Consider the following 23792-nt stretch of genomic DNA (forward strand, 5'->3'; position numbering starts at 1 on the left):
GGGCTTTGGGCGACCTATCTTCGCTCTAAAGAAACGTAACCGCGTGCAGTTAGTCGCGTTGGGCGGTTAAGGAAACGAAATGAACGCACATTTTCGCAACTTCGCTCTCTGGGTGATCATCGCCCTGCTATTGATCGCATTGTTCCAGCTTTTTCAAAGTCCCGCGCAGCATGGCGCAACGAATGACATTGCTTATTCGGACTTCATGAAGCAGGTCGACAACGGCGAGATCCGATCGGTCATCATTCAGGAACAGAAGATCACCGGTACCTACAGCAGTGGCAGTGCCTTCCAGACCTACGCTCCTGACGGCGCGCAATATGTCGATGAGCTGCGCAGCAAGGGCGTCTTGATCAATGCCCGCCCGCCGGCGGAAAGCTCTCCGTTGCTTGGTGCGCTGTTCTCCTGGCTGCCGATGCTGATCATCCTGGGTATCTGGATTTTCGTCATGCGCCAGATGCAGGGTTCCGGCGGCAAGGCCATGGGCTTCGGCAAGTCCAAGGCGAAGCTGCTGACCGAGGCACACGGCCGGGTAACCTTCGAGGACGTGGCCGGTATCGACGAAGCTAAGGAAGACCTTCAGGAAATCGTCGAGTTTCTGCGCGACCCGCAGAAGTTCCAGCGTCTTGGTGGCCGGATCCCGCGCGGTGTTCTGCTGGTTGGCCCTCCGGGTACCGGTAAGACGCTGACCGCGCGTGCGGTTGCCGGTGAAGCCAACGTTCCGTTCTTCACCATTTCCGGTTCCGACTTCGTGGAAATGTTCGTCGGTGTGGGTGCGTCCCGCGTCCGCGACATGTTCGAACAGGCCAAGAAGAATGCTCCGTGCATCATCTTCATCGACGAAATCGACGCGGTCGGCCGTCATCGTGGCGCCGGTCTCGGCGGCGGTAACGACGAGCGCGAACAGACGCTCAACCAGCTGCTGGTCGAGATGGACGGTTTCGAGCCGAACGAAGGCATCATCATCATCGCCGCGACCAACCGGCCGGACGTTCTGGACCCGGCGCTGCTGCGCCCGGGCCGTTTCGACCGCCAGATCGTTGTGCCGAACCCGGATATCACCGGCCGCGAAAAGATCCTGAAAGTGCACATGCGGAAAGTTCCGCTGGCACCGGATGTCGACGTCAAGACGCTGGCACGCGGTACGCCGGGCTTTTCCGGTGCGGACCTGATGAACCTCGTCAACGAAGCCGCGCTTCTGGCTGCCCGCCGCTCCAAGCGCCTGGTGACCATGGCAGAGTTCGAAGACGCCAAGGACAAGGTCATGATGGGTGCGGAACGCCGTACGCTGGTGATGACCGAGGAAGAAAAGAAGCTGACCGCCTATCACGAAGCCGGTCACGCGCTGGTGGCTCTGCACCAGGAAGCTTCCGATCCGATCCACAAGGCAACCATCATTCCGCGTGGACGTGCGCTTGGCATGGTCATGCGCCTGCCGGAGAAGGACCAGGTGTCGCTTACCCGCGCCAAGTGCAAGGCCGACCTTGCCGTTGCCATGGGTGGCCGCGTCGCCGAAGAAATGATCTTCGGCTACGAGAAAGTGACTTCGGGCGCGTCCGGCGACATCCAGATGGCCACCAAGCTGGCCCGCGCGATGGCGACCCAGTTCGGCATGTCCGACAAGCTCGGTCCGCTGCTTTACGGGGAAAACCAGGAAGAAGTGTTCCTGGGACACTCCGTGGCAAAGAACCAGCACGTTTCCGATGAAACCCAGAAGATCGTCGATGCGGAAATCAAGTCCTTCGTCAATCAGGGCTATGAAACCGCCAAGAAGATCCTGGGCGACCACGAAGACCAGTTGCATACGATCGCCAAGGGTCTCCTGGAGTACGAAACCCTGTCGGGTGACGAGATCAAGGGTCTGCTCGATGGCAAGCCGCCAGTGCGCGACACGGACGACGACCAGCCGGTCGGCCGGTCGTCCGCGGTACCGACCGCCGGTGCCAAGCGTGGCGGCGACGAGGCCAGCGGTGGCATGGAGCCGCAGCCGCAGTCCTGATCGGTTCCGATATTCTGAACAACCCAGATGCCCGGCCTGCGCCGGGCATCTTCGTTTGCGGTGAAAGAACAGGGTTGCCAGCCATCAGGGAATGGTAACAATTGCTCACATATTTTGAATCGTGACTTCGGCTGATTGCGTTACAAAGAGCGCAACCAAGACAGATAGATCAGCAAGGCATATTTGATGCGCAAGTTTTTCGGCACCGACGGCATCCGCGGTCAGGCGAACAGCTATCCCATGACCGCCGAGATGGCGCTGAAGGTTGGCATGGCCGCCGGGTTGGCTTTCAAGAACGGCGGACACCGCCACCGGGTGGTTATCGGCAAGGACACCCGCCTTTCCGGCTACATGCTGGAAAACGCCCTCGTGGCAGGCTTCACTTCGGTCGGCATGGATGTGTTCCTGCTGGGCCCGCTGCCGACGCCCGCGGTTGCGATGCTGACACGCTCGCTCAGAACCGATCTCGGTGTGATGATCTCTGCCTCGCACAATCCGTTCCAGGACAACGGCATCAAGTTCTTCGGCCCGGATGGCTTCAAGCTCAGCGACCAGATCGAAAAGACGATCGAAGAGCTGATGGAAAGCGACCTGACATCCCGACTGCCGAGCGCCAGCGAGCTAGGCCGTGCAAAGCGGATCGACGGTGCGCAGCAGCGCTACATTGAATTTGCCAAGCGGACGCTGCCAAGGGAAATGAGCCTGGAAGGTCTGCGCGTCGTGATCGATTGCGCCAACGGGGCAGCCTACAAGGTTGCGCCCGAGGCGTTGTGGGAGCTGGGTGCGGATGTGATCACCATGGGTGTCACCCCGGATGGCTTCAACATCAACAAGGAATGCGGCTCGACGTCGACCGATGCCTTGTCCCGCAAGGTGCATGAAGTACGCGCCGACATCGGCATTGCGCTCGATGGGGATGCGGACCGGGTCATCATCGTCGATGAGAACGGCTCAGTGGTGGATGGCGACCAGCTGATGGCCGTGGTGGCGCAGTCCTGGCAGCAAAGCAACCGCCTGTCCGCGCCCGGGATCGTGGCGACGGTCATGTCCAATCTTGGACTGGAGCGATACCTTCAGAGCCTCGGGCTGGGCCTTGCCCGGACCAAGGTCGGTGACCGCTATGTGGTCGAGCATATGCGTGCCAACGGCTACAATGTCGGCGGCGAGCAGTCCGGCCATATCGTCCTGTCCGACTTTGCCACGACCGGCGACGGCCTGATCGCGGGCCTGCAGGTTCTTGCGTGCGTCAAGGATCAGGACAAGCCCGTGTCGGAAGTCTGCCGCCGGTTCGAGCCCGTACCGCAGATCCTCAAGAATGTGCGCTACAAGGGTGGCAAGCCGCTTGAGCAGGATCTGGTCAAATCCGCGATCGAGGATGGCGAAGCCCGCCTTGGCAATTCCGGCCGCCTCGTGATTCGAGCTTCCGGCACCGAACCGTTGATCCGCGTGATGGCGGAAGGCGACGATGCGGAGCTGGTCAAGCAGGTGGTCAATGATATCGCCGGCGTGGTGGCAACAACCGCGGCCTGATCGGCGAGACAGCAAGTGATAAGAAAAGCCGCCCATGTGAGGCGGCTTTTTTGTTGCGCCTTATCCGCGGAGAACCCCGGATGACACCTGGAATACAGCCTCTGGACAGGGCGACTGGATGCCACTTTCTCGGGAAGTCCTAACAAGTTCATGAAAACGTGGCGACAGGTGGCCTCCCGGATCCGCATCGTGTTTCATTTGACCTGGATGACAACAAGCGGCTCTGGCAGCTATGTCCCCGGCCTGCCTGATAATTTTGCAGGCCAGTTTCTGATCTTTCGACGTTTCTTCGGCTGTTAAGGTTTCCTTAAGGTAAAAAAACGCGGTTAAAGAACAGAGTTAAGTCACAATTAATGAATTCCCGTCAGTATGCTTTCAAGTTTGATGTGTCCGGCATTGGTTAACGCGGACGCTCACTGGAAAAGGACGAGGACATGGACAATTTCTTTAAGCGTTTGTCTTTGACCGGCTTTGCTGTTGCGCTTTCCACTGCTGCATATGCCGCGGATTTGCCAACCCCGGTCATCGAGCACATCCCGGAAGTCCCGGCTGCTGGCGGTTGGTATCTGCGTGGCGATATTGGCTACAAGATCTATCAGGCACCGGATATCAAATACGGCACCTTGGACTTTTACGACGAAGATATGGAAGGCACCTTCATGATGGGTGCTGGTGTTGGCTACAAGTTCAACAACCACTTCCGTACCGACTTCACGATTGACTATGAATTCCCGGCTGAGGCGAAATCAAAGGGTCCCTGTAACCTTTGTGGTTCGCCTGGATATTCCGTCGAGAAGGCAGATATCGATGTCTGGACGTTCATGCTGAACGGCTATGTTGACATTGGTACCTGGAACCGGATCACGCCTTATGTTGGTGCAGGTGTTGGTGCGTCTTACGTAACCACCAGCAACATCAATTTTGTAAATCCGAACGGTGTAGCTGGAACCTACGAAGGGGACAGCAAGTGGAACTTCGCGTGGGCCCTGATGGCTGGTGCTGCCTATGACATCACGCCAAATCTGGCTCTGGATGCAGGTTATCGCTATCTGAATATTGGGGATGCACATTCCGCCAAGTTCTCGACAGCCGGCCAGAACACACGGATCGAATACAAAGATCTGCAAGCTCACGAGTTCCGCCTCGGTGCGCGCTACACCTTCAACACGTTCTCAGCCCCAGCCGGCCCGGTCTACTACGAGCCGCAGGGTCCGATCACCAGCAACTTCTGATCTTCCGATCAGCGAATTTGAAAGGCCGGTCAATCGACCGGCCTTTTCCTGTTTGCGACCACACATTCCCTTGAGTCCTCTTGAGCCAAGCGAAGCAATCCTGATTTCAGGTGCGGTTGGCTTGTCTGAGAGAACACCTCCGGACGGCGATGGGTGTGACCGAATTTATCCGTTCACCCGTGATTTGAATTGACCAAAGGTCAGTAAGGTCCTATCCCCATAGGTGGGCCACCTCTCCCCAACGAGAGGCAACTATCTGCGAGGGTAGACAGATATGACAGACCTCACCGCCAAGCCGGACGTGCGTCCGGCCAATCCCAATTTTTCTTCTGGTCCTTGTGCCAAGCGTCCCGGCTGGTCGCTTGAGGCTTTGGGCGATGCGCCGCTCGGGCGGTCTCACCGCGCCAAGCCCGGCAAGGCCAAACTTGCCGAAGCCATCGAGTTGACCCGCAAGGTGCTGAACGTGCCGGACGGATATCGGATCGGTATCGTCCCGGCGTCCGACACCGGCGCTGTCGAGATGGCGCTCTGGTCGCTGCTCGGTGCACGTGGCGTCGAAATGCTTGCCTGGGAAAGCTTCGGCTCCGGCTGGGTTACCGACGTCATCAAACAGCTCAAGCTCGATGATGCCCGGGTCCTGGAAGCGCCTTACGGCGAACTGCCGGATCTTGCCTCGGTCGATTTCTCCAAGGACGTTGTTTTCACCTGGAACGGCACCACTTCCGGCGTCCGTGTTCCCAACGGCGACTGGATCCCGGCCGACCGCGAAGGCCTGACCATCTGCGATGCGACCTCCGCCGCATTTGCGCAGGACCTTGCGTTCGAAAAACTCGACGTCGTGACATTCTCCTGGCAGAAAGTGCTGGGCGGGGAAGCTGCACATGGCATGCTTATCCTCAGCCCGCGCGCGGTCGAGCGCCTCGAAAGCTATACGCCGGCCTGGCCGATGCCGAAGATCTTCCGCATGACCAAGGGCGGCAAGCTGATCGAGGGCATCTTCAAGGGCGAGACCATCAACACGCCGTCCATGCTCTGTGTCGAAGACTATATCGACGCCCTCAAGTGGGCCGACGGTCTGGGTGGGCTGTCTGGCCTGCGTGCACGCGCTGATGCGAACCTCAAGGTGCTTGCCGACTGGGCGGAAAAGACCTCCTGGGTCGATTTTCTTGCAGTTGACCCGGCAACGCGGTCGAACACGTCCGTCTGCCTCAAGGTCACGGATCCGGGCATTCTTTCGCTCACTGCAGACCAGCAGGCCGCCTTTGCCAAGGCTCTTGCCGGTACGCTCGACGCTGAAGGCATCGCCTATGACATCGGCGCTTACCGCGATGCACCGTCCGGTCTTCGGATCTGGGCTGGCGCGACCGTCGAGACGAGCGATCTTCAGGCCTTGACCCATTGGCTTGACTGGGCATTCCAGTCGGAAAAAGCGAAGCTGCCCCAGGCCGCCTGAGCCTGTTCATCCTTCAACGACAACAGTCCCGGGCGGTGCGCTGCCCGGATCGTTTCTCGTATTCAAGGAGAGGCTCCAATGGCTCCCAAGGTACTGATTTCCGACAAGCTGTCGGACGCTGCCGTGCAGATCTTCAAGGATCGCGGCATCGACGTGGACTTCCTGCCGGACGTCGGCAAGGACAAGGAAAAACTGCTGGAGATCATCGGCAAATACGATGGTCTGGCAATCCGTTCGGCCACCAAGGTTACGGAAAAAATTATCGCAGCGGCTGAAAATCTGAAGGTGATCGGCCGTGCCGGGATCGGCGTCGACAATGTCGACATTCCCAAGGCGACCGCGCGCGGTATCATCGTCATGAACACGCCCTTCGGCAACGCGATCACCACTGCCGAACATGCCATCTCGATGATGATGGCGGTTGCGCGCCAGATCCCGGCGGCGGATGCCTCGACCCAGGCAGGCAAGTGGGAGAAATCCCGTTTCATGGGCCGTGAACTTACCGGCAAGACGCTCGGGTTGATCGGTTGCGGCAATATCGGCTCTATCGTGGCGGACCGGGCCATCGGCCTGAAGATGAAAGTGATCGCCTTCGATCCCTTCCTGACGCCGGAAAGGGCCGTTGCGCTAGGTGTCGAGAAAGTCGAGCTTGACGGCCTCTTGTGCCGGTCCGACTTCATCACCCTGCACACACCGCTCACCGACAAGACGCGCAACATCATCGATGCCAAGGCCATCGAGAAGATGCGCAAGGGGGCGTATCTGATCAACTGTGCCCGAGGCGGGCTTGCGGATGAGGCGGCAGTGCGGGCGGCCCTGGACGCGGGCAAACTCGGCGGGGCGGCGTTCGACGTCTTTGTCGAGGAACCTGCCAAGGAAAACCTGCTGTTCGGCGCGCCGAACTTCGTCTCGACGCCGCACCTGGGTGCTTCCACCACGGAAGCCCAGGAAAACGTCGCGCTGCAAGTGGCAGAGCAGATGTGCGACTACCTGCTACAGGGCGCAGTCCGCAACGCGCTCAACATGCCGTCCATTACTGCCGAGGAAGCACCCAAGCTGGTGCCGTTCGTGCGGTTGGCCGAACAGTTGGGCTCTTTCGCGGGGCAGCTGACGGAGACCGGCATCGAAGGGGTTCGCCTGGAATATGCCGGTGCCGTTGCCGAGATGAACGTGCAGGCGCTGACTGCAGCTGCGTTGACGGGGTTGCTGACGCCGCTCCTGCAGACGGTCAACATGGTTTCCGCGCCCATCCTTGCCAAGGAACGGGGCATGAAGATCGAGGAAATCCGCCGCGAAAAAGACGGCGCCTACGAGACCTACATGCGCCTTACGGTGATCACCCAGCGTCAGGAACGTTCGGTCGCAGGCACAGTCTTTGCCGACGGAAAACCGCGGATCATCCAGGTGAAGGGCATCAATATGGAGGCCGAGCTCGGCCCGCAGATGCTTTACATCACCAACGAGGACAAGCCGGGCTTCATCGGACACCTCGGGATGGAACTCGGCAACAGCGGCGTCAACATCGCGACCTTCCATCTCGGCCGTCTGGCCCCCGGCGACGATGCGATCTGCCTTGTGGAGGTGGATGGCGACGTGTCTCCGGAGGTTCTGGCACGGCTGGAGGCCGTTTCCCACGTCAAGCAGGTCAAGGCCCTGCATTTCTAGAATGGCTGGCGTTCGACGGAACGCCCGCTGATCCGCTATCCGGTCAAAAAGGGTGCGTGCCCCTAATCGCGCCTTCCGGATGTACGTCAGGTGCAGCCCAAGTTCCTGGCGCTTGAGCCTTCTGCCTTTTGCAGAAGGCTCCTTTTTTCCCGAACCGATCAGACTGCCGGCGCGCGGCGCTTTTTGAGGATGCGTCCGTCAAGAACGACGAGGCCTGCCAGCAGCACGGCAAATCCGCCAAGCTGAAGCACACCCAGATTTTCTCCCAGGATCAGCCAGCCGAAGAAGAGAGCGCTTGCCGGGACAAGGAGCGTGACCAGCGAAGCGTTGGTCGCGCCGGCTTCCGCCAGAATCTGGAAATAGATCAGGTAGGCAAGGGCGGTTGCCAATACGCCGAGCGCAAGCACATTGAGCCAGGCCGTCAGGCTGGGATCGGCCATGGTCCAGTTACCGGCAGTCAGAAGAGCGACCGGCAGCATGAGGGTGGTCGAGCCGAGCAACTGACCCGTTGCCGTCACTTGCGGCGGCAGCGTCTTGAAGCGGCGGGCGAAGGTCGCCGCGCAGGCATAGGAGATCGCGGCGCCCAGGCAGCAAAGTTGTGCCCACAACGGGTCGCTCGCAAGGCCCGACAGGCTGCTCCACAACATGATGGCGACCCCTGCAACACCCAGCACCACACCGGCAATCCTGTTGCCCTGAAGCGTTTCCTGTTTCGTCAACAGACCAGCCACGATCACCGTGAAGACAGGCGTCGTCGCATTCAGGATGGATGCGAGGCCCGCACCGATTTCTGTCTGTCCGAGAAACAGGAGAGAGAAGGGAATGGCGTTGTTCAGCAGTCCCATGACCAGAAACGGCACGGCATATTTTTTCTCCAGCCGGTTCAACATGCCACGATGCCAAAGGATCATCAGCAGGACCGTGCAGGCAATGGAAACACGCAGGAATACGAGAACAAACGGTGGGATTTCGGCAACGGCCACCTTTGCGAACAAAAAGGAACCGCCCCAGATGGCGCCAAGGATGGTCAGCATGATCCAGTTACGAAGTGGCATTGCACGATCTCTGATTGAGTGATGTCTCTCAGGTATCACCCCACCGGAAGGAAGAACACCCGAAACGCGAGTAGAGGACTGGTCGCTTGTGGGGATGGGGCGTGATGCTTTGGGGCGCCCCTTGTTCGTCGGGCCGCCAAAACCGGTGAGGTGAAGGTAGGCATTGTCCGGGCTGCCTTCCTGCTTTCGACGACGAATTGAGGCGGCCTGTCCGTTTTGTCTGTGCAAGCGTCGGTCCTGGGCTTGCGCAGTCGGTTCACTCCGGCAACAGTATCGAAGCCGCGTTTTCTTCGGCTGCTCGGAAGAGTTCTTCATTCATGACCCAGGTTGCCCCCGCAGCGGATTCCAGATCGCTTGCCGGACGTTTGACACCGTTGCTGGTTGCCGCCGCTTGCCTCCTGGGTGCGAACGGACTTTCCGTGACAATGATTTCGGTGCGTGCCAAATCGGAAGGCATGTCCGATGCGCTCATCGGGTTGCTGGGGTCGTGCTATTTCGGCGGCATGATCGTCGGTGTGCTGCTGACACCGTTTCTGATCGCGCGGGCAGGGCACATTCGCGTTTTTTCCACGCTGGCTGCAATCAGCGCCATCGCCATTCTGGCGATTGCCTTCACACCTGCCGGCTGGCTCTGGATGGTCGTGCGTCTGGTGAGCGGGGCTGCTTTTTGCGGCACGACGATGGTTCTGGAAAGCTGGCTCAATTCCATCGCCACCAATTCGTCCCGCGGGCGGATCCTTTCCGTCTACCGGATAGTCGACATGATCGCCGTCATGGGCAGCCAGTTCATGCTGCCCGCGTTCGGTCCGCTTGGTCCGGATATTCTGATCGTTCTGGCCATCCTGTTCTGTTTCGCGCTGGTGCCGATCTCCCTGACAAGTGAGCGCAATCCCGCAGCGCCGCCCGCGCGGTTCTTCGATCCGCTCATGTTGTGGCGCGTGTCTCCGGTCGCCCTTGTCGCCGTCTTCACCATTGGCCTCACAAACGGTGCGTTCCGCATGGTTGGCCCGGTTTATGCGGAAGGAATTGGACTGGGGCTTGAAACGGTTGCCGCGTTCATCGCGATCTGGGTCTTTGCCGGGGCAATCTTCCAGTATCCCGCAGGCTGGCTGTCCGACCGGCTCGACCGGCGTGTCGTGCTCGGTGTCTTTACCGTCGGTGCCGGGCTAGCCTGTCTCTTCATTTCGGGGTCTTCGACCCGGCTGGAGCTTTTTGCAGGCGTCTTCCTGTTTGGCGGATTTGCCCTGCCGCTCTATTCCCTTTGTGCGGCCCACGCCAACGACAATGCCGAGCCGGGGCAATTCATCGATGTGGTGGCGGGGCTCACGCTTGCCTATGGCGTCGGCGCCATGGCGGGGCCGTTCATTGCCTCACTGGTGATGGAGCAATTCGGCCCCTCGGCCTTCTTCCTCTATACCGCCACACTGCACCTGTCGCTCGTTGTGTTCATCTTCGCGCGGATCGTCAGCCGGGACGCTGTTCCCGCAAGCAAGCGGCATCGCTTTGTCTGGCTGCTGCGCACGTCGCCGATGATTTTCAGGCTTGCGCGCAACGACAAGCCGGATGCAGGTGAGCCACCGGCTAAATAATCTGCCGTCGCGACATTGCCGCAAATGCAGTCTAATCCGGGAAAAGTCCGTTCAGGTGCACGTCATGACTGGTCAATTGTCACAGGGGTGACCGGGCCGATCAGGAGAGCTGGCAAAAAAACCTGCTTTTGGCTCTCAATCTCCCTGCGGAGACTCGCATGAGCAGGGAAACCTGTCTATAGTCCGCGCCGTTTGCCCCGGTCCGGTTGCCGGGGCTTGTCGTGTTGGCACCCCGGACAAGTTTTGGATGGTGCGGAAGCTGCTTCAGGAGAGCAAAGTCTAGATGGCGAATGTGGTTGTTGTCGGTTCGCAATGGGGTGACGAAGGCAAAGGCAAGATTGTCGACTGGTTGTCGGAACAAGCCGATGTCATCGTAAGGTTCCAGGGCGGGCACAATGCCGGTCATACCCTTGTCATCGACGGTGTCAGCTACAAGCTGTCTCTCCTGCCGTCCGGGGTTGCACGCGAAGGCAAGCTGTCCGTCATCGGCAACGGCGTCGTGCTGGATCCGCATGCGCTGGCAGAGGAAGTCGAACGCCTCAGCAAGCAGGGCGTCGTGGTGACGCCGGAAAGCCTGCGTGTTGCCGAGAACGCAACGCTGATCCTGTCTCTGCACCGCGAGCTTGATGCGTTGCGCGAGAATTCCAACACCGGAACGCGCATCGGCACCACCAAGCGCGGTATCGGACCGGCGTATGAAGACAAGGTTGGCCGCCGCGCTATCCGTTTGATGGACCTGAAGAATCTTGCCACTCTGCCAGCCAAGATCGACCGCTTGCTGACGCACCACAATGCGCTGCGCCGGGGTCTTGGCCAGGATGAGGTTTCCGCACAGGCGATCTACGACGAACTCGCCAGCGTTGCGGACAAGGTCCTGCCCTACATGGACAAGGTCTGGTACCTGCTGGACGATCTGCGCCGTCAGGGCAAGCGTATCCTTTTCGAAGGTGCACAGGGCGCGTTGCTCGACATCGACCACGGCACCTATCCCTTCGTGACGTCGTCCAACACGGTCGCCGGCCAGGCTGCGGCAGGCAGTGGCCTTGGCCCGAATTCGATCAACTATGTGCTCGGTATTACCAAGGCCTATACGACACGCGTCGGCGAGGGCCCGTTCCCGACCGAACTGAAGGACGAGATCGGCGAGTTCCTCGGTACGCGCGGTCACGAGTTCGGTACGGTTACCGGCCGCCGCCGCCGCTGCGGGTGGTTTGACGCTGTGCTGGTGCGCCAGACCGTCTGCACCTCGGGCATCACCGGCATCGCGCTGACCAAGCTGGATGTTCTGGACGGTCTTGATGAAATCAAGATCTGCATCGGCTACGAACTGGATGGTGAGCGCATCGATTATCTGCCGGCTTCGCAGGGTGCCCAGGAGCGCGTGAAGCCGATTTACGAAAGCCTGCCGGGCTGGAAGGAATCGACCGAAGGTGCTCGCACCTGGGCCGATCTGCCGGCGCAGGCGATCAAATATGTGCGTCACGTCGAAGAACTGATCGGTGCTCCGGTCGCTCTTCTGTCGACAAGTCCGGAACGGGACGACACAATTCTTGTGCAGAATCCCTTCCAGGATTGAGATCTGTGACGTTAGAAGCACATTATTAAGGACTGCGGTTGCGTGCTGCGAATCACCGCACGCAACCACCTTTCGTTTTCGGCGTTCCATGTGTGTGCCGAACAAACAATCTGTGTTAGGAAAAGGGTACTGCGAGGTTCTCTGTCGCGGCGAAGTTATTGAAGAAATAGCACCGGTTTTCGAAAAACTTGCTATAAGCCTGAGAATGAAACGAAATCTCGGGCCCGCAGAACAGATCCTTGCAGTCGGCCGGTAGGCAGGAAGATGGCTGATTACTATTCAATTCTGAAGAAAACGATCGCGTCTTTACCTGAAAACAATGGTGCTGCACGCAGAAGCGTTTACAGCCGTGCGCGCAATGCCATCGTCAATCAGCTGAAAGCCTATGAGCCGCCGCTGGCGCCGTCCGAGATCACGGCCGAGCAGCTGCGTCTGGAAGAAGCCATTCGCAAGGTGGAAGCCGAAGCCGCCCGCGAAAGCCTCGGTCTCAGCCCCACTGTTCCGAAGGTCGAAACGCCGACCCCGGCGCCGCAGGTTTCCGCGCCGCCCGTGACACCGCCTCCGGCTGAGCCGGTGGCAGAGGCTGCGCCGGAAGCGCCTGCGCCTGCACCACAGGAACCTGAAACAACTGCAGCACCGGTGGTGGATACCCCGGCTCCGTCGCCCTTGAAGGAAACCCTGACACAGGCCGAAGCGCTTGGCACCGCGGCCAGCCAGGCTGTTCACCACGCCAAGGAAGCTGCCGACCCGGGCGCTGCGCCTGTGCGCCAGGAGCCCTCTTTCGGCGGACCTGTGCAGCCGGAACAGACAGATGATGGCCTATTCGAGCCTGCGGATACCACCGGTGCGGCCGATCCCGCCGATCAGGCTTATCCAGGCGAGGAAACAGCCAAGCCGAAGGACAAGTCGGCCTCCAAGAAAAGCCGCTCCAAGCGCGCCAAGCCGAGTGCTTCGGATGCGCTGCGTGGTGATTCATCCGGCAGCCGCACCGTTCCGATCGTGATTGCTGCGGGTGTCCTGTTGCTGGTGCTCCTGGGCGCCGGAGCCTATTTCCTGATGCCTGCGGGCGATGAGACAGCCGATAGCGGCAACGTGCCGGTCGCGTCTTCTTCGCAAACGCCTGTCGATACGCAGCCGGACACCACGCCGGAGCCTTCGACCGCTGCCCCTGTCGGAGAAGGTGAAGAGCCTTCGAAAAACACCGACCGCCTGTTGAACGAAGGCGAGACCGATGTGGTTGCCCCGGATGCACGTACGGTAACCACGACGACGATTACCGGACAGTCTGATTCGCCTGCGCCGGCCGATACACCGCAGGTCGATACACCAGCTTCCGCTGCGCCCGAACCTTCCCAGCCGTCCATCGTGACGAGTGGAGAAAACGATCAGTCTTCTGCGACCACCGAAAGCCCGATTGCGGTGCCGGAAGACAATCTCTCGGCCATTTCGCCAGACGAAACTTCACCGGCTCCGTCCGCTACGGATGCGGATTCCTCGGTGCAGCGCTCCATCCTTTACGAAGAAGGGGAAGAGTCCGGTGGTGCCGGAACGGCTGCGCAAGGCGCTGTCGTTTGGGGTGTCGATGAAGAAACGAATCTGGACGGCAAGGCTCTCGCGGTTCTGAGCGCCTCCATTGAAATCCCCGAGCGGGATGTGAAGGTCGACATTCGCATCAAGCCGAATGACGATACTTCCTTGCCCGCCAGCCATCTGGTCGAGATCAAGTACGAGTTCCCGGAAAACTTCGCTCCGGGTGACGTCGTCAACGTGCCAGGCCTGGTCATGAAGCCTACGGAAGAAGCTCGTGGCGATGCGCTGATCGGCGCTTCCGTGAAAGTGTCTCCGGGCTTTTTCTGGATTGCCCTTTCAAGCTTGCCGAACGAGCAGCAACGCAATCTCGCCCTGCTGCGTGAACGCGGCTGGATTGACATTCCGATGCTTTACGAAAACGGCAAGCGCGGCATCTTGACCCTGGAAAAGGGAACCGCCGGTGCAGATGCCGTTGAAAAGGCGATCACGTCTTGGCAAGCCGGCTAAGCGCCAGCCTGCCTCCTTTCAAAATCTGAAGAAGCCGCCTCACGGCGGCTTGCCTTTTTTCGTCACACAAGGCATGGTCCGCCTTGGTCCGAGGGGTGTTCCGGTTACCGGAGCTGAGATGGCGTAATGCCGAACCCTTAGAACCTGATCCGGGTCATGCCGGCGAAGGGACGGAATCCTTAGCCTATTCCCGGATCTCCATTGTCATTTTCGGCTTGTCCGAAGACGGGAGATCCTATGCGTACTTGTCTGCGACCACTGCGGTCGCCGCACATCCGAATGCCGGTATCGGCTTTCATGCGTTCCTGTTGGCCAATGGCGGCGGAGGCTGCGGGATGATGGCGTTTGTGAAAGCTGTTGCCAGGACCATACTCGGCCTCCTGCTGACTGTCGTTATCTGGGCGGCAATCGTCCATGTGTTTGACACCCAGCATTATATCATGCCGGGTCCGGACCGCGTCTTTACGGCCTTTGTCAAACACGCAGGCTTCCTTCTGCATCATGCCGGCATCACCGCCTATGAGACGGTGCTCGGGTTTGTGCTGGGGGCAGCCGCCGGGGCATTGCTTTCCGTTCTTTTGTGGCTGTTTCCGATTGCTGCAAGATTTGCCATGCCGCCCATTCTGGTGACGCAGGCCCTGCCTGTTTTCGCAATCGCGCCGATCCTGGTGCTCTGGCTCGGTTTCGGGCTGGCCTCCAAGATCGTCGTCATCATCCTGGTCATCTTCTTCACGGTCACATCGACGTTTTTCGATGGCCTGCAGCGGCTTGACCCGGGTTTGTGCGATCTCGCCCGGCTTTATCGTCTGTCTCGCCTGAAGGAACTCTGGTTCTTTCGCCTGCCGTCAGGCTTGCCGGCGTTTGCCTCCGGCCTGCGGGTGGCCGCGGTGTTCGCTCCCATGGGGGCGATCATTGGCGAATGGGCCGGGGCAAAAGGAGGCCTGGCCTTCATCATGCTTCAAAGCAGCAACCGGATGCAGGCGGACATGATGTTCGCCGCCCTGATCCTGCTCGCGGCGATGGTGCTGATCATGCGCTTTGCCGTGAACCATCTCACCCGACTTCTTGTTCCCTGGCAGCCGCTCACCTAGCTGCCGCTCTACGGAGGACCTCATGAAAAAACAAATCCTGTCACTCGCATTGGCGGCCGGGCTGCTGGCATCGGGGCCGGTACAGGCCAGTGAGAAACTGACCTTGCTGCTCGACTGGTTCATCAATCCGGATCACGCGCCGCTTGTAACTGCGCAGAACATGGGTTTCTTCGAGGCAGAAGGCCTCGAGGTTGAGATCATCGAACCGGCGGACCCGGCGATGCCGCCGAAACTGGTTGCTGCCGGGCAGGGCGATATCGCGGTGTCCTATCAGCCGACGCTTCATGCGCAAATCGAGGAAGAGCTGCCGCTGAAATGGATCGGTACGCTGGTGGAGACGCCCCTCAATTCGCTCATTGTGCTCAAGGACGGCCCGATACAGGAACTGAAGGACCTCAAGGGGAAGAGTGTCGGTTTTTCCGTGTCCGGCTTCGAGGACGCGATGCTGGGCCAGATGCTGCGTTCGGCCGGTTTGACCATGGATGATGTCGAGCTGGTGAACGTCAATTTCGCGTTGTCAGGCTCTCTGCTTGCCGGTCAGGTGGATGCGGTGATCGGCGCATATCGCAATTTCGAGCTCACCCAGCTCGAAATCGAAGGCAAACCCGGCAAGGCTTTCTTCCCGGAAGAAAACGGTGTGCCGATCTTTGATGAGCTGATCTATGTCGTCAACAAGGACAAGACGGACGATCCACGCTTCGCCAAGTTCCTGGCAGCCGTGGAAGCGGCCACGATCTATCTGAGCAATCACCCGGAAGAAGCCTGGAATGCCTTCATAGAAGCGTATCCGAACCTCAATGACGAGCTGAACAGGCGGGCATGGTTCGATACGTTGCCGCGGTTCGCCAAGCGTCCGGCTGCACTTGATGAAGGCCGCTACCAGCGCTTTGCGGAATTCATGGCCGAAGCCGGTCTGATCAGCAAGGTCGTGCCGGTGGAGAGCTACACAGCCGAAATCCGCTGAGGGGTTGAAGGAACGTTGCCAGGGACAAGACGGCGCTGGAGCCAGTCTCCAGCGCTTCTGACCACCGGCAAAGAGGCTCCCTCTCTCCGTCGTCACCCCGGCCAAGCGTAGCGCGAGCCGGGGCCGGGGAGGCGGAAGTCTCTGTGATTGTCTGTGGTTTTCAGGCGATGGCTTCCGGGCTCTCCGATCCCGGATCTTCGCTGCGTTGCGTCCGGGATGACACCGGGAAGGACTTTCAAGCAAAAAGAAAAGCGCTGGAGCCTGGGCTCCAGCGCTTTTTCTGTTTTTTCCAGGTTCGGCTATCTCAGGCGGCGGGCTGGTCCATTGTCCGGGCGCTGTTGCGCACGGCTTTTTGAACCTTTTCGAAAGCGCGAACCTCGATCTGGCGGACGCGCTCGCGGCTGACACCGAATTCGCCCGAAAGGTCTTCCAGCGTCATCGGGTCTTCGGCCAGGCGACGTGCTTCAAAGATGCGCCGTTCACGCTCGTTGAGCACGTCCATCGCGTCGTTCAGCATCTTGCGACGCATGTCCAGCTCTTCCTGATTGGCAAGCAGGGTTTCCTGACTGTCGCTTTCATCGACAAGCCAGTCCTGCCATTCACCGGCATCAGCTTCCGCGCGCACGGGCGCATTCAGGCTGGCATCGCCGCCCAGACGGCGGTTCATGGACACCACTTCCTCCTCGGACACCCCGAGTTTGGTGGCAATCTCAGAGACCTGATGCGGCTTCAGATCGCCTTCGTCCAGCGCCTGGATCTTGCCCTTGAGGCGACGCAGATTGAAGAACAGGCGTTTCTGGTTGGCCGTGGTCCCCATTTTCACGAGGGACCATGAGCGCAGGATGTATTCCTGGATAGCCGCCTTGATCCACCACATGGCATAGGTCGCGAGCCGGAACCCCTTGTCCGGTTCAAAGCGCTTGACCGCTTGCATCAGGCCGACGTTGCCTTCGGAAACGACTTCTCCGATCGGCAGACCATACCCGCGGTAACCCATGGCAATCTTGGCGACGAGGCGTAGATGGGAATTGACTAGGCGTTCTGCAGCTTCAGGGTCTTCATGCTCTTTGTAGCGCTTGGCGAGCATGTACTCTTCCTGCGGCTGAAGCATTGGAAACTTGCGGATCTCGTCCAGATATCGGCTGAGACCGCCTTCCCCTGCTGTAAGCGTCGGAACGTTCTGGGCCATAACATGCACCCCCTTTCGTCAAGTTTGCGACCCCTTCCTCCCGCTGCCCCGCAGTGATACGCAAGCAAGCCATTTTTGAGGGAAGGCGGACGCACAATAGTGTCCGTACAGGCACACAGAAGCTTCTAATATAGGTCCAAATTGGTCGATTGCATGGTCAGAAAACGAAAACGCATCCTAAAATTTTTGTAATCCGGACAAAAGATTTGCGAAATCATCCGGGTAAGGGCTCTCAAAGCGCAAGGTTTTACCATTTGCCGGGTGTTCGAAAGCCAGCAGGCCGGCATGCAGGGCTTGCCTGTGAAAACCGTTCACGAGGCTTTTGAGCGGCTCATCGAGCCTGTTTGCCTTGGTCTTGAAGCCCGACCCGTAATCGTCGTCACCGATCAGCGGATGACCGATATGAGCCATGTGCACGCGGATCTGGTGTGTGCGTCCGGTTTCAAGGCGGCATTCCAGCAGCGAGGCGAGCGCAGGCTGTTCGGCATTGCCGAAGCGCTCCTTCACCTGCCAGTGGGTGATGGCGTGGCGACCGGAAGTCTTGACGACGGCAATCTTCTGACGGTTTGCCTGTGAGCGGGCCAGATTGGCGTTGATCGTGCCTTTCAGGCCGGAGGGTGCTCCCCAGACCAGAGCCGAATAGGCGCGTTCCAGCGGTCCGGTGCGGCCGTGGTCGGCAAACTGGGCTGCAAGGCCCTTGTGGGCCTGGTCGGTCTTGGCGACGACAAGCAGTCCGGAGGTGTCCTTGTCGATCCGGTGAACGATGCCGGGGCGCTTCACGCCGCCGATGCCGGAAAGGCTGTCACCGCAATGATGGATGAGTGCATTGACGAGGGTGCCGGTCCAGTTGCCGGCGCCAGGATGGACGACAAGCCCCGCCGGTTTGTCGACCACGATGAGGTGTTCGTCCTCAAAGACGACCGAGACGGGGATGTCCTCGCCCTTGGGCTCCGGGTCTTCCGCCTGCGGCAAAGTGAGGGTCAGGGCATCGCCTTCATTGACCCGGTATTTCGGCTCCACTATTTTCGCGCCGCCGACGGTGACGTCCCCGGACTTGATCAGGGACTGGATCCTGTTGCGGCTAAGGGCTTCCAGATGAGCCGCCAGCACCGCATCCAGCCGTTTCCCGGCATCGGCTGCATCAACTGTTAAACTGAAATCCTGGTCCAGACCGGCCGGATACTCGAGGGAATTGTCTGTCATGTCACAACCTGATTATCGGGATGAGGGGCCGGGTGAAAAGCCGCTTGATCCTGCGGCCGAACGCATCCAGGCCAAGCTGAAGCGTTTGTTGCTCGGCTCGTCCCTCGTCATGATCGCCGGCTTTATCGCTGTCTTTGCAGCAATTCTCTACAAGATCAACTCCAATAAGTCTGATGTTTCAGCCGATCAATATGCCGCAACAGTGGCAGTTGGCGCTGACGCGGAAATTTTGCAGGCCGACCTTTCGAACGGTCTCTTGCTGGTTCTGGTGCGCGAAGGCAGCAAGACGGCGCTGCTGCGCTTCGATCCTGTCACGGGCAAGCAACTGGGCCGCACGAATTTTGTCGCGCGCTGACGTAGCGTCGCGCATACGGCGCGCGGTTATGAACAGGCATGTGACAGAAAAATGAAAATTAGGGCTTGCGTCTTTTGTCATGCAGCCGTATACGCACGGTCCTCGGCTTGAGGCACTGAGCTTCTCAAGCCCCGCGCGCCCATCGTCTAGCGGTCTAGGACGCCGCCCTTTCACGGCGGAAACACGGGTTCGAGTCCCGTTGGGCGTGCCATTTTTCCCCAAGGCACAAACAGTATATCCACATCCTGCGCACAGGGTTCTCCACCCGTTTGTGCACCGGTTACACGGAGTGCTGTGTTCGATCAGCTGGCAGTGCTGTCTTCCTGCTGGCCGGTCTCGATCAGCTCGACTTCTGCGTCTTGCGCGATCTGCGCGAAGTCTGGCGAGGGGCAATAATCCGTCACGAAAGTAGTGACCTGTCGCAGGTGTCCGACACGGACCGGTGCAGTGCGCTCGAACTTGGTGCTGTCGGCTGCCAGAATGACGTGCCTGGCGTTGTCCATGATGGTCTTGGTGACTTTCACTTCCCGGTAGTCGTAATCGAGCAGGGAGCCGTCGGGATCGATCGCGGAAGCGCCGATGACGGCAAAATCGACCTTGAACTGGCGCATGAAGTCCACCGCGGCCTCGCCGACAATGCCGCCGTCGGAATGGCGCAACACGCCACCGGCAATCACCACCTCGATCTGGGAATAGCCGCGCATCAGGCTGGCGACGTTGATGTTGTTGGTGATCACCATCAGACCGCGATGCTGGAGCAGCGCCTGTGCGACGGCTTCCGTGGTGGTGCCGATGTTGATGAAGATGGACGCGTTGTCGGGAATGAGCGAGGCAACCTTCTCGCCGATGTCTGCCTTTTCCCTGCTGGAGATGATCCTGCGGGCCTCGTAGCCGACATTTTCGATGCCGGACGACAGCAGGGCCCCGCCATGGGTGCGCGCCAGCAGGCGCCGGTCGCAAAGCTCGTTGAGGTCCTTGCGGATTGTCTGCGGGCTGACATCAAACCGCCGGGCGAGATCGTCGACGCTGACGCGGCCCATCTGCCGTGCGAGTTCGAGAATGGCGTTGTGGCGTTCGATCAACATATACGGCAGACTCATCCTGTGCATGACGGGCTGGCTGCGTTCCTGCATCTGCAAACGGAAATGCGGGCGAAGAGCAACAGCGCGTCAGGTTCGTTCAATATTCGGACGAATGTCCATCGGACTAGATGACCGGAGCGACCTGCTCAGATCAAGCCACATCTTTCTTTTTTTGTTTCGTGGCTTTCGTTTTCCGGTCGCTGTCTTGCGCGGCGCCGGTGCTTGCCGGCGTTGTTTCCGCCTCCGACTTTGGCTTGTTCCGGCTGGAGGCAACGATCCTGCTCACCAGCGCTTCAGCCGCGTTGGCGATATCGCCGGATCTTGATTGAGCTTGTGTCGTGCCCTGGTCCGCGTCTGCCTGCAGATTTTCCTTGGAGGATGCCTCAGGCCGGTTGCGATCTTCCGGCGGGCTGTCCTTGGTCTGAAGAGAAACCGGGACGAAAGGCGGTGCCGGCTTTGCGGGAGCGCCTGCGGCAGAAGCATTGACGGCTGGAGACGCCTGACCGGTCAGCTTTTCGGCAAGGGCGCGGAAATCGCGGCGCAGATCCACGAGAGCAGGAACCGAAGACAGGTCCTTCTGCAGCTTTGCCATCTGGGCGGTGATCCGCTGAAGCGCACGGTCTTTTTCAGCAGCGTCGGCCTGGTAGCGGGCGGCTTCGCCGGAAAGCTTTTCCAGCTCGGCATCAAGATGTTTCTGGCGCTCGTTTTCAGGAAGCCTGGCTGCGTCCAGCATCAGCGACAGACGGGTGACTTCAGCCTGTGCGGACACATAGTTGGATTCCGTGTCGACCAATTGGGCTTCCAGTTCGGCGAGCCTTGTCTTGGCGGTTTCGCTGCGCGCAGCATCCATCTGGCCTGCAACTGTCGGCTCATACCGGGCCAGCTTGGCCTTCAAAGTGGCAACTTCCGCTTCAAGTCCGGTGATTGTGGCAAGTGCCATGGTGCCGGACGCCGGCAGCCAGCCGCTGTCGTCTTCTGCGGGTTCTTCCGGCTTCGCCTCGGCAGGCGTGTCTTCGTGGCCTTTTGTCCAGCTTTCCGCAAGAGCCCGTTCGGCTTCCGACAGCTTCTTTTTCAGGGAGGTCACTTCGGACGACAGCATGTCGACAGCGTGCTGATCACTTGCCTGGGCGGCGACTTTGGCTTCCAGGCCGGAAATCGTTTCCTTGTGAGATTTCGTCAGCGCTTCAACTTCCGCCCGCATCCGCGTGGTTTCGAGCTGAAACTTCGCGGCCTTCTCACGCTCGTTGTCGAGACGCTTCTCGACACGGCGCAATTCTACCGCATGGCGCGCACGTTCCTGGTCCTGTGCAGCGCGGACTTCAGCGTAACTGGTCGGATTGACGGCACGCAGGGCTTCTTCGGTCAGTCGGGCGGCCCGGCGGTAAAATGCGGGCAGGATTGCCAGTCCGATCAGGCCGGCGGTGCAAAACCCCAGCGCCACATACATCGCTGCTTCAATCAAGTCCGGCTCCCGGTTACGTTCTAAAAAACGCCCACAACTCCATCATTAGACGACAGTAGGCCTGCCGCCAAGTGTCCTGCGTGGAACGAATGCAACCCGTCTTCGTCGCCAGGTTGCGACAGCCGCCTTCCTGGTCCGATCAGAACGGGTTCCAGGTCGGCTTGTCGGTGAACTTCAGGTATCCCATGTTCAGCCCGAGACGGGCGCCGACACCGGCGCGCACAGGCACCAGCACGATTTCGTTGTTCAAGAGCACGGTCATGCCGACCCCGCCGACCAGGTAGGCCGATCCGTTGACACCGGCAAAGCGGGTGTAGAGGGAGTTCACGGTGGGCAGGTTATAGACCAGCATCATCACCCGGGCACCATCCGCGCCAAAGTCCCAGCCCACGGACGGGCCTTGCCAGAACAGCTTGTGAGTGCCGGCGTTGCGTGTGTAGAGGTTGCCTTCGCCATAGCGCGCGCCGGCGATAAGCGCTCCGGAGCCTTCTTCCCCGAGCACGTAACCGTTCGGTTCGCCGTAGCTGGAAAAGGCCTTCTCGACGACTGATGCAAGCCCACCCGAAACAGAGCCGAAGAACTGGTGGCCTGCCTGCAGGATTTCGTCCTGGTCGTAGGTTTGTCCAGACGGAATGGGCTCGTTGCCGGAATTCTGGGAGTACGCCGGGTTGGAAAACGCAAATGCACACAAGGCCAGGAACGCAGCCGATATCAGGGATACAACTCGCCGGGAACTTTGTGCCATTCGATATTCTCCCAAAATCTGTTGGCCGCGCCGATTGTTGCCGCTCGGTCAGACCGCAATGTTAAACTGATGCAATATCATGCTGATTCGCATGAGATGGTGCACCTTACATAAGCCGAATCAATGGAAAGCTGGCCTCAAAAAAAGACAAGGTTATGTCTTTGTGCTGTATTGATCCTGCTCTCCTGTCTTTTTGCGGGGAAAGTCTTCGCGCGTCCCCAGGTTTTCGTTCCCGATCCGATCACGGGATACGCGCTCGGCGGACATGATCCGGTGAGCTATTTCGTCGATGGTTACCCGCGCAAGGGAAAGCGGAACCATGTGCACAAATGGGGTGGCACGGAATGGATCTTCGTCAATGAAGGCAATCTTGCCGCCTTCAAGCGGGATCCTGAAGCCTATGCACCGCTTTTTGCCGCCTGCGGCGGGTATGCGCTGTCCGAGGGCTTTGGCACGGCCGGCAATCCGTTCATCTACGCCATTGTCGACGGACGACTGGTCTTTTTCCATTCGGTGGTCAACCGGTTCCTGTTCGTCGTCAACGGCAGCCAGCTGATGACGGCGGCCCAAGACAATGCCGAACGGGTCGGCTGCGTGCCGATGCGGTAGGTGGTTACCCGGTTAAACTGCTCCCGGACGCCGGAAAAGGCGGATTTCGGGGCAAACTTTCATCTGGATGACATGGTTTGCTGCCCGCCGCTGCCTTGGCAGCCGCTGTGCGGATGTGTAACTCTTGCAGCCACTATATCGAATCAGTTTCCGCCGCCTCCTCAAGAAGAGCCTCAAAACGCCATGTCTGCACTAAAAGAGCTTTCCTCTCTTGATCTTGCCGCCCTGGTGGCCAGCCGCGTCTGCCACGACATCATTTCTCCCGTCGGGGCGATAACCAACGGGTTGGAAGTGCTTGACGAGGAGGGGTCGGAGGACATGCGTGAATTCGCCATGGACCTCATTCGCAAGAGCGCGCGCCAGGCGTCTGCAAAACTGCAGTTCGCCCGTCTTGCCTTCGGCGCTGCAGGCTCGGCAGGCGCGGAGATCGACCTGGGGGACGCTCAGGTCGTTGCCACCGGGTTCATGGAAAACGAAAAATCCGATCTAAATTGGCAATTGACCCGGCACCTGATGCCGAAGAACTACGTAAAACTACTTCTCAACTTGATCCTCATCGCGAACCAGTGCGTTCCGCGCGGTGGAGAAATCAAGGTTGAAATGGAAGGCGACCCACAATCTCCGTCCTTCACGCTTCAGGCCAGCGGTCTCAATCCGCGCATTCCGCTCGGAATGAAGGAAACTCTGAGCGGAGAAGAGCCTGAACGGGTCGATGCGCACTCGGTTCAGCCGATCTACACGTTGCTGCTCGCCCGTGAATGCGGCATGGTATTAACGATAGATAAACAAGAAGAGTTGGTAAAAATAACGGCCCTCTTGGCAGAATAAACAAGGCCTTCAAAAGTCTCCATCCGCTTCAGCGTATCTTAACTGTTTGCCGTCAACCTAGCTCTCATGGACTTCTCGGTCCAGACGTCCCTTTTGGGATGCGGAACCAGTAACAAGTCGGGTGAGAG

Annotated in this window: 19 protein-coding genes, 1 tRNA gene and 1 riboswitch; of the genes, 14 read left to right on the top strand and 6 right to left on the bottom strand. The window is 59.4% G+C overall.

Translation table 11 applies throughout. The features are described 5' to 3' along the window. The first annotated feature begins 79 nt into the window (after positions 1-79). The 5 genes from ftsH (at position 80) to serA (ending at position 7879) form a co-directional block, all read left to right on the top strand. The gene (gene ftsH, locus FIU93_RS10415) at positions 80-1999 is read left to right on the top strand and encodes an ATP-dependent zinc metalloprotease FtsH (protein WP_023003435.1); all 1920 of its coding nucleotides are present in this window, start codon (positions 80-82) and stop codon (positions 1997-1999) included. Between the two features lie 186 nt (positions 2000-2185). Further along, positions 2186-3529 carry a phosphoglucosamine mutase gene (gene glmM, locus FIU93_RS10420; RefSeq protein ID WP_023003434.1) on the top strand — a complete coding sequence of 448 codons (1344 nt, stop codon included), beginning with the start codon at positions 2186-2188 and terminating at the stop codon, positions 3527-3529. A gap of 434 nt (positions 3530-3963) precedes the next feature. Continuing rightward, a complete protein-coding gene (locus tag FIU93_RS10425; RefSeq protein ID WP_168692129.1) occupies positions 3964-4761 on the top strand; it encodes an outer membrane protein in 798 nt (265 codons plus the stop codon). A 274-nt stretch (positions 4762-5035) separates the two neighbouring features. Then, complete coding sequence (locus FIU93_RS10430) at positions 5036-6214, top strand: phosphoserine transaminase (protein ID WP_152505525.1); 1179 nt, start codon at positions 5036-5038, stop codon at positions 6212-6214. A gap of 78 nt (positions 6215-6292) precedes the next feature. Further along, positions 6293-7879 carry a phosphoglycerate dehydrogenase gene (serA, locus tag FIU93_RS10435; protein ID WP_023003430.1) on the top strand — a complete coding sequence of 529 codons (1587 nt, stop codon included), beginning with the start codon at positions 6293-6295 and terminating at the stop codon, positions 7877-7879. A 158-nt stretch (positions 7880-8037) separates the two neighbouring features. Here the strand turns inward: serA and FIU93_RS10440 are convergent, their stop codons facing one another. After that, positions 8038-8934 (bottom strand): DMT family transporter, encoded by an 897-nt coding sequence (locus tag FIU93_RS10440; protein ID WP_075284533.1) that lies wholly within the window; start codon positions 8932-8934, stop codon positions 8038-8040. A 317-nt stretch (positions 8935-9251) separates the two neighbouring features. On the opposite strand from FIU93_RS10440, the gene FIU93_RS10445 reads away from it, so the two are divergent. The 5 genes from FIU93_RS10445 (at position 9252) to FIU93_RS10465 (ending at position 16191) form a co-directional block, all read left to right on the top strand. After that, the gene (locus FIU93_RS10445) at positions 9252-10523 is read left to right on the top strand and encodes an MFS transporter (protein ID WP_077291776.1); all 1272 of its coding nucleotides are present in this window, start codon (positions 9252-9254) and stop codon (positions 10521-10523) included. A gap of 283 nt (positions 10524-10806) precedes the next feature. Continuing rightward, the gene (locus FIU93_RS10450) at positions 10807-12099 is read left to right on the top strand and encodes an adenylosuccinate synthase (protein WP_023003427.1); all 1293 of its coding nucleotides are present in this window, start codon (positions 10807-10809) and stop codon (positions 12097-12099) included. 264 nt (positions 12100-12363) lie between these two features. Then, complete coding sequence (locus FIU93_RS10455) at positions 12364-14136, top strand: hypothetical protein (RefSeq protein ID WP_152505526.1); 1773 nt, start codon at positions 12364-12366, stop codon at positions 14134-14136. Between the two features lie 81 nt (positions 14137-14217). Further along, positions 14218-14324: riboswitch (TPP riboswitch) on the top strand. Positions 14325-14381: 57 nt separating this feature from the next. Next, a complete protein-coding gene (locus FIU93_RS10460; protein ID WP_353621964.1) occupies positions 14382-15227 on the top strand; it encodes an ABC transporter permease in 846 nt (281 codons plus the stop codon). A 22-nt stretch (positions 15228-15249) separates the two neighbouring features. Then, complete coding sequence (locus FIU93_RS10465) at positions 15250-16191, top strand: ABC transporter substrate-binding protein (RefSeq protein WP_152505527.1); 942 nt, start codon at positions 15250-15252, stop codon at positions 16189-16191. A 304-nt stretch (positions 16192-16495) separates the two neighbouring features. On the opposite strand, the gene rpoH is transcribed toward FIU93_RS10465, so the two are convergent. Continuing rightward, positions 16496-17380: an RNA polymerase sigma factor RpoH gene (rpoH, locus tag FIU93_RS10470; RefSeq protein WP_023003423.1), complete on the bottom strand. Its 885-nt coding sequence runs from the start codon at positions 17378-17380 to the stop codon at positions 16496-16498. Positions 17381-17557: 177 nt separating this feature from the next. Beyond that, positions 17558-18583 (bottom strand): RluA family pseudouridine synthase, encoded by a 1026-nt coding sequence (locus FIU93_RS10475; protein WP_075284841.1) that lies wholly within the window; start codon positions 18581-18583, stop codon positions 17558-17560. Here FIU93_RS10475 and FIU93_RS10480 point away from each other — a divergent pair. Both FIU93_RS10480 and FIU93_RS10485 read left to right on the top strand, forming a co-directional pair. Then, a complete protein-coding gene (locus FIU93_RS10480) occupies positions 18582-18938 on the top strand; it encodes a hypothetical protein (RefSeq protein ID WP_152505528.1) in 357 nt (118 codons plus the stop codon). The two genes, FIU93_RS10475 and FIU93_RS10480, sit on opposite strands and share 2 nt — an antisense overlap. Before the next feature lie 135 nt (positions 18939-19073). Beyond that, positions 19074-19149, top strand: a tRNA-Glu gene (locus FIU93_RS10485). 91 nt (positions 19150-19240) lie between these two features. Here the strand turns inward: FIU93_RS10485 and FIU93_RS10490 are convergent. The 3 genes from FIU93_RS10490 to FIU93_RS10500 form a co-directional block, all read right to left on the bottom strand. Then, positions 19241-20023 (bottom strand): DeoR/GlpR family DNA-binding transcription regulator, encoded by a 783-nt coding sequence (locus FIU93_RS10490; RefSeq protein WP_031270508.1) that lies wholly within the window; start codon positions 20021-20023, stop codon positions 19241-19243. Between the two features lie 148 nt (positions 20024-20171). Further along, the gene (locus FIU93_RS10495; RefSeq protein WP_209010331.1) at positions 20172-21482 is read right to left on the bottom strand and encodes a hypothetical protein; all 1311 of its coding nucleotides are present in this window, start codon (positions 21480-21482) and stop codon (positions 20172-20174) included. A gap of 139 nt (positions 21483-21621) precedes the next feature. Further along, positions 21622-22227, bottom strand: coding sequence for a DUF1134 domain-containing protein (locus FIU93_RS10500; protein WP_023003415.1), 606 nt, complete (start codon positions 22225-22227; stop codon positions 21622-21624). A gap of 273 nt (positions 22228-22500) precedes the next feature. On the opposite strand from FIU93_RS10500, the gene FIU93_RS10505 reads away from it, so the two are divergent. Both FIU93_RS10505 and chpT read left to right on the top strand, forming a co-directional pair. Further along, positions 22501-22836 carry a hypothetical protein gene (locus FIU93_RS10505; RefSeq protein WP_208984764.1) on the top strand — a complete coding sequence of 112 codons (336 nt, stop codon included), beginning with the start codon at positions 22501-22503 and terminating at the stop codon, positions 22834-22836. Positions 22837-23019: 183 nt separating this feature from the next. Then, the gene (chpT, locus tag FIU93_RS10510; RefSeq protein ID WP_023003413.1) at positions 23020-23664 is read left to right on the top strand and encodes a histidine phosphotransferase ChpT; all 645 of its coding nucleotides are present in this window, start codon (positions 23020-23022) and stop codon (positions 23662-23664) included. Positions 23665-23792: the final 128 nt, after the last annotated feature.

Source organism: Labrenzia sp. THAF35 (genome assembly GCF_009363595.1).
Taxonomy (GTDB): domain Bacteria; phylum Pseudomonadota; class Alphaproteobacteria; order Rhizobiales; family Stappiaceae; genus Roseibium; species Roseibium algicola.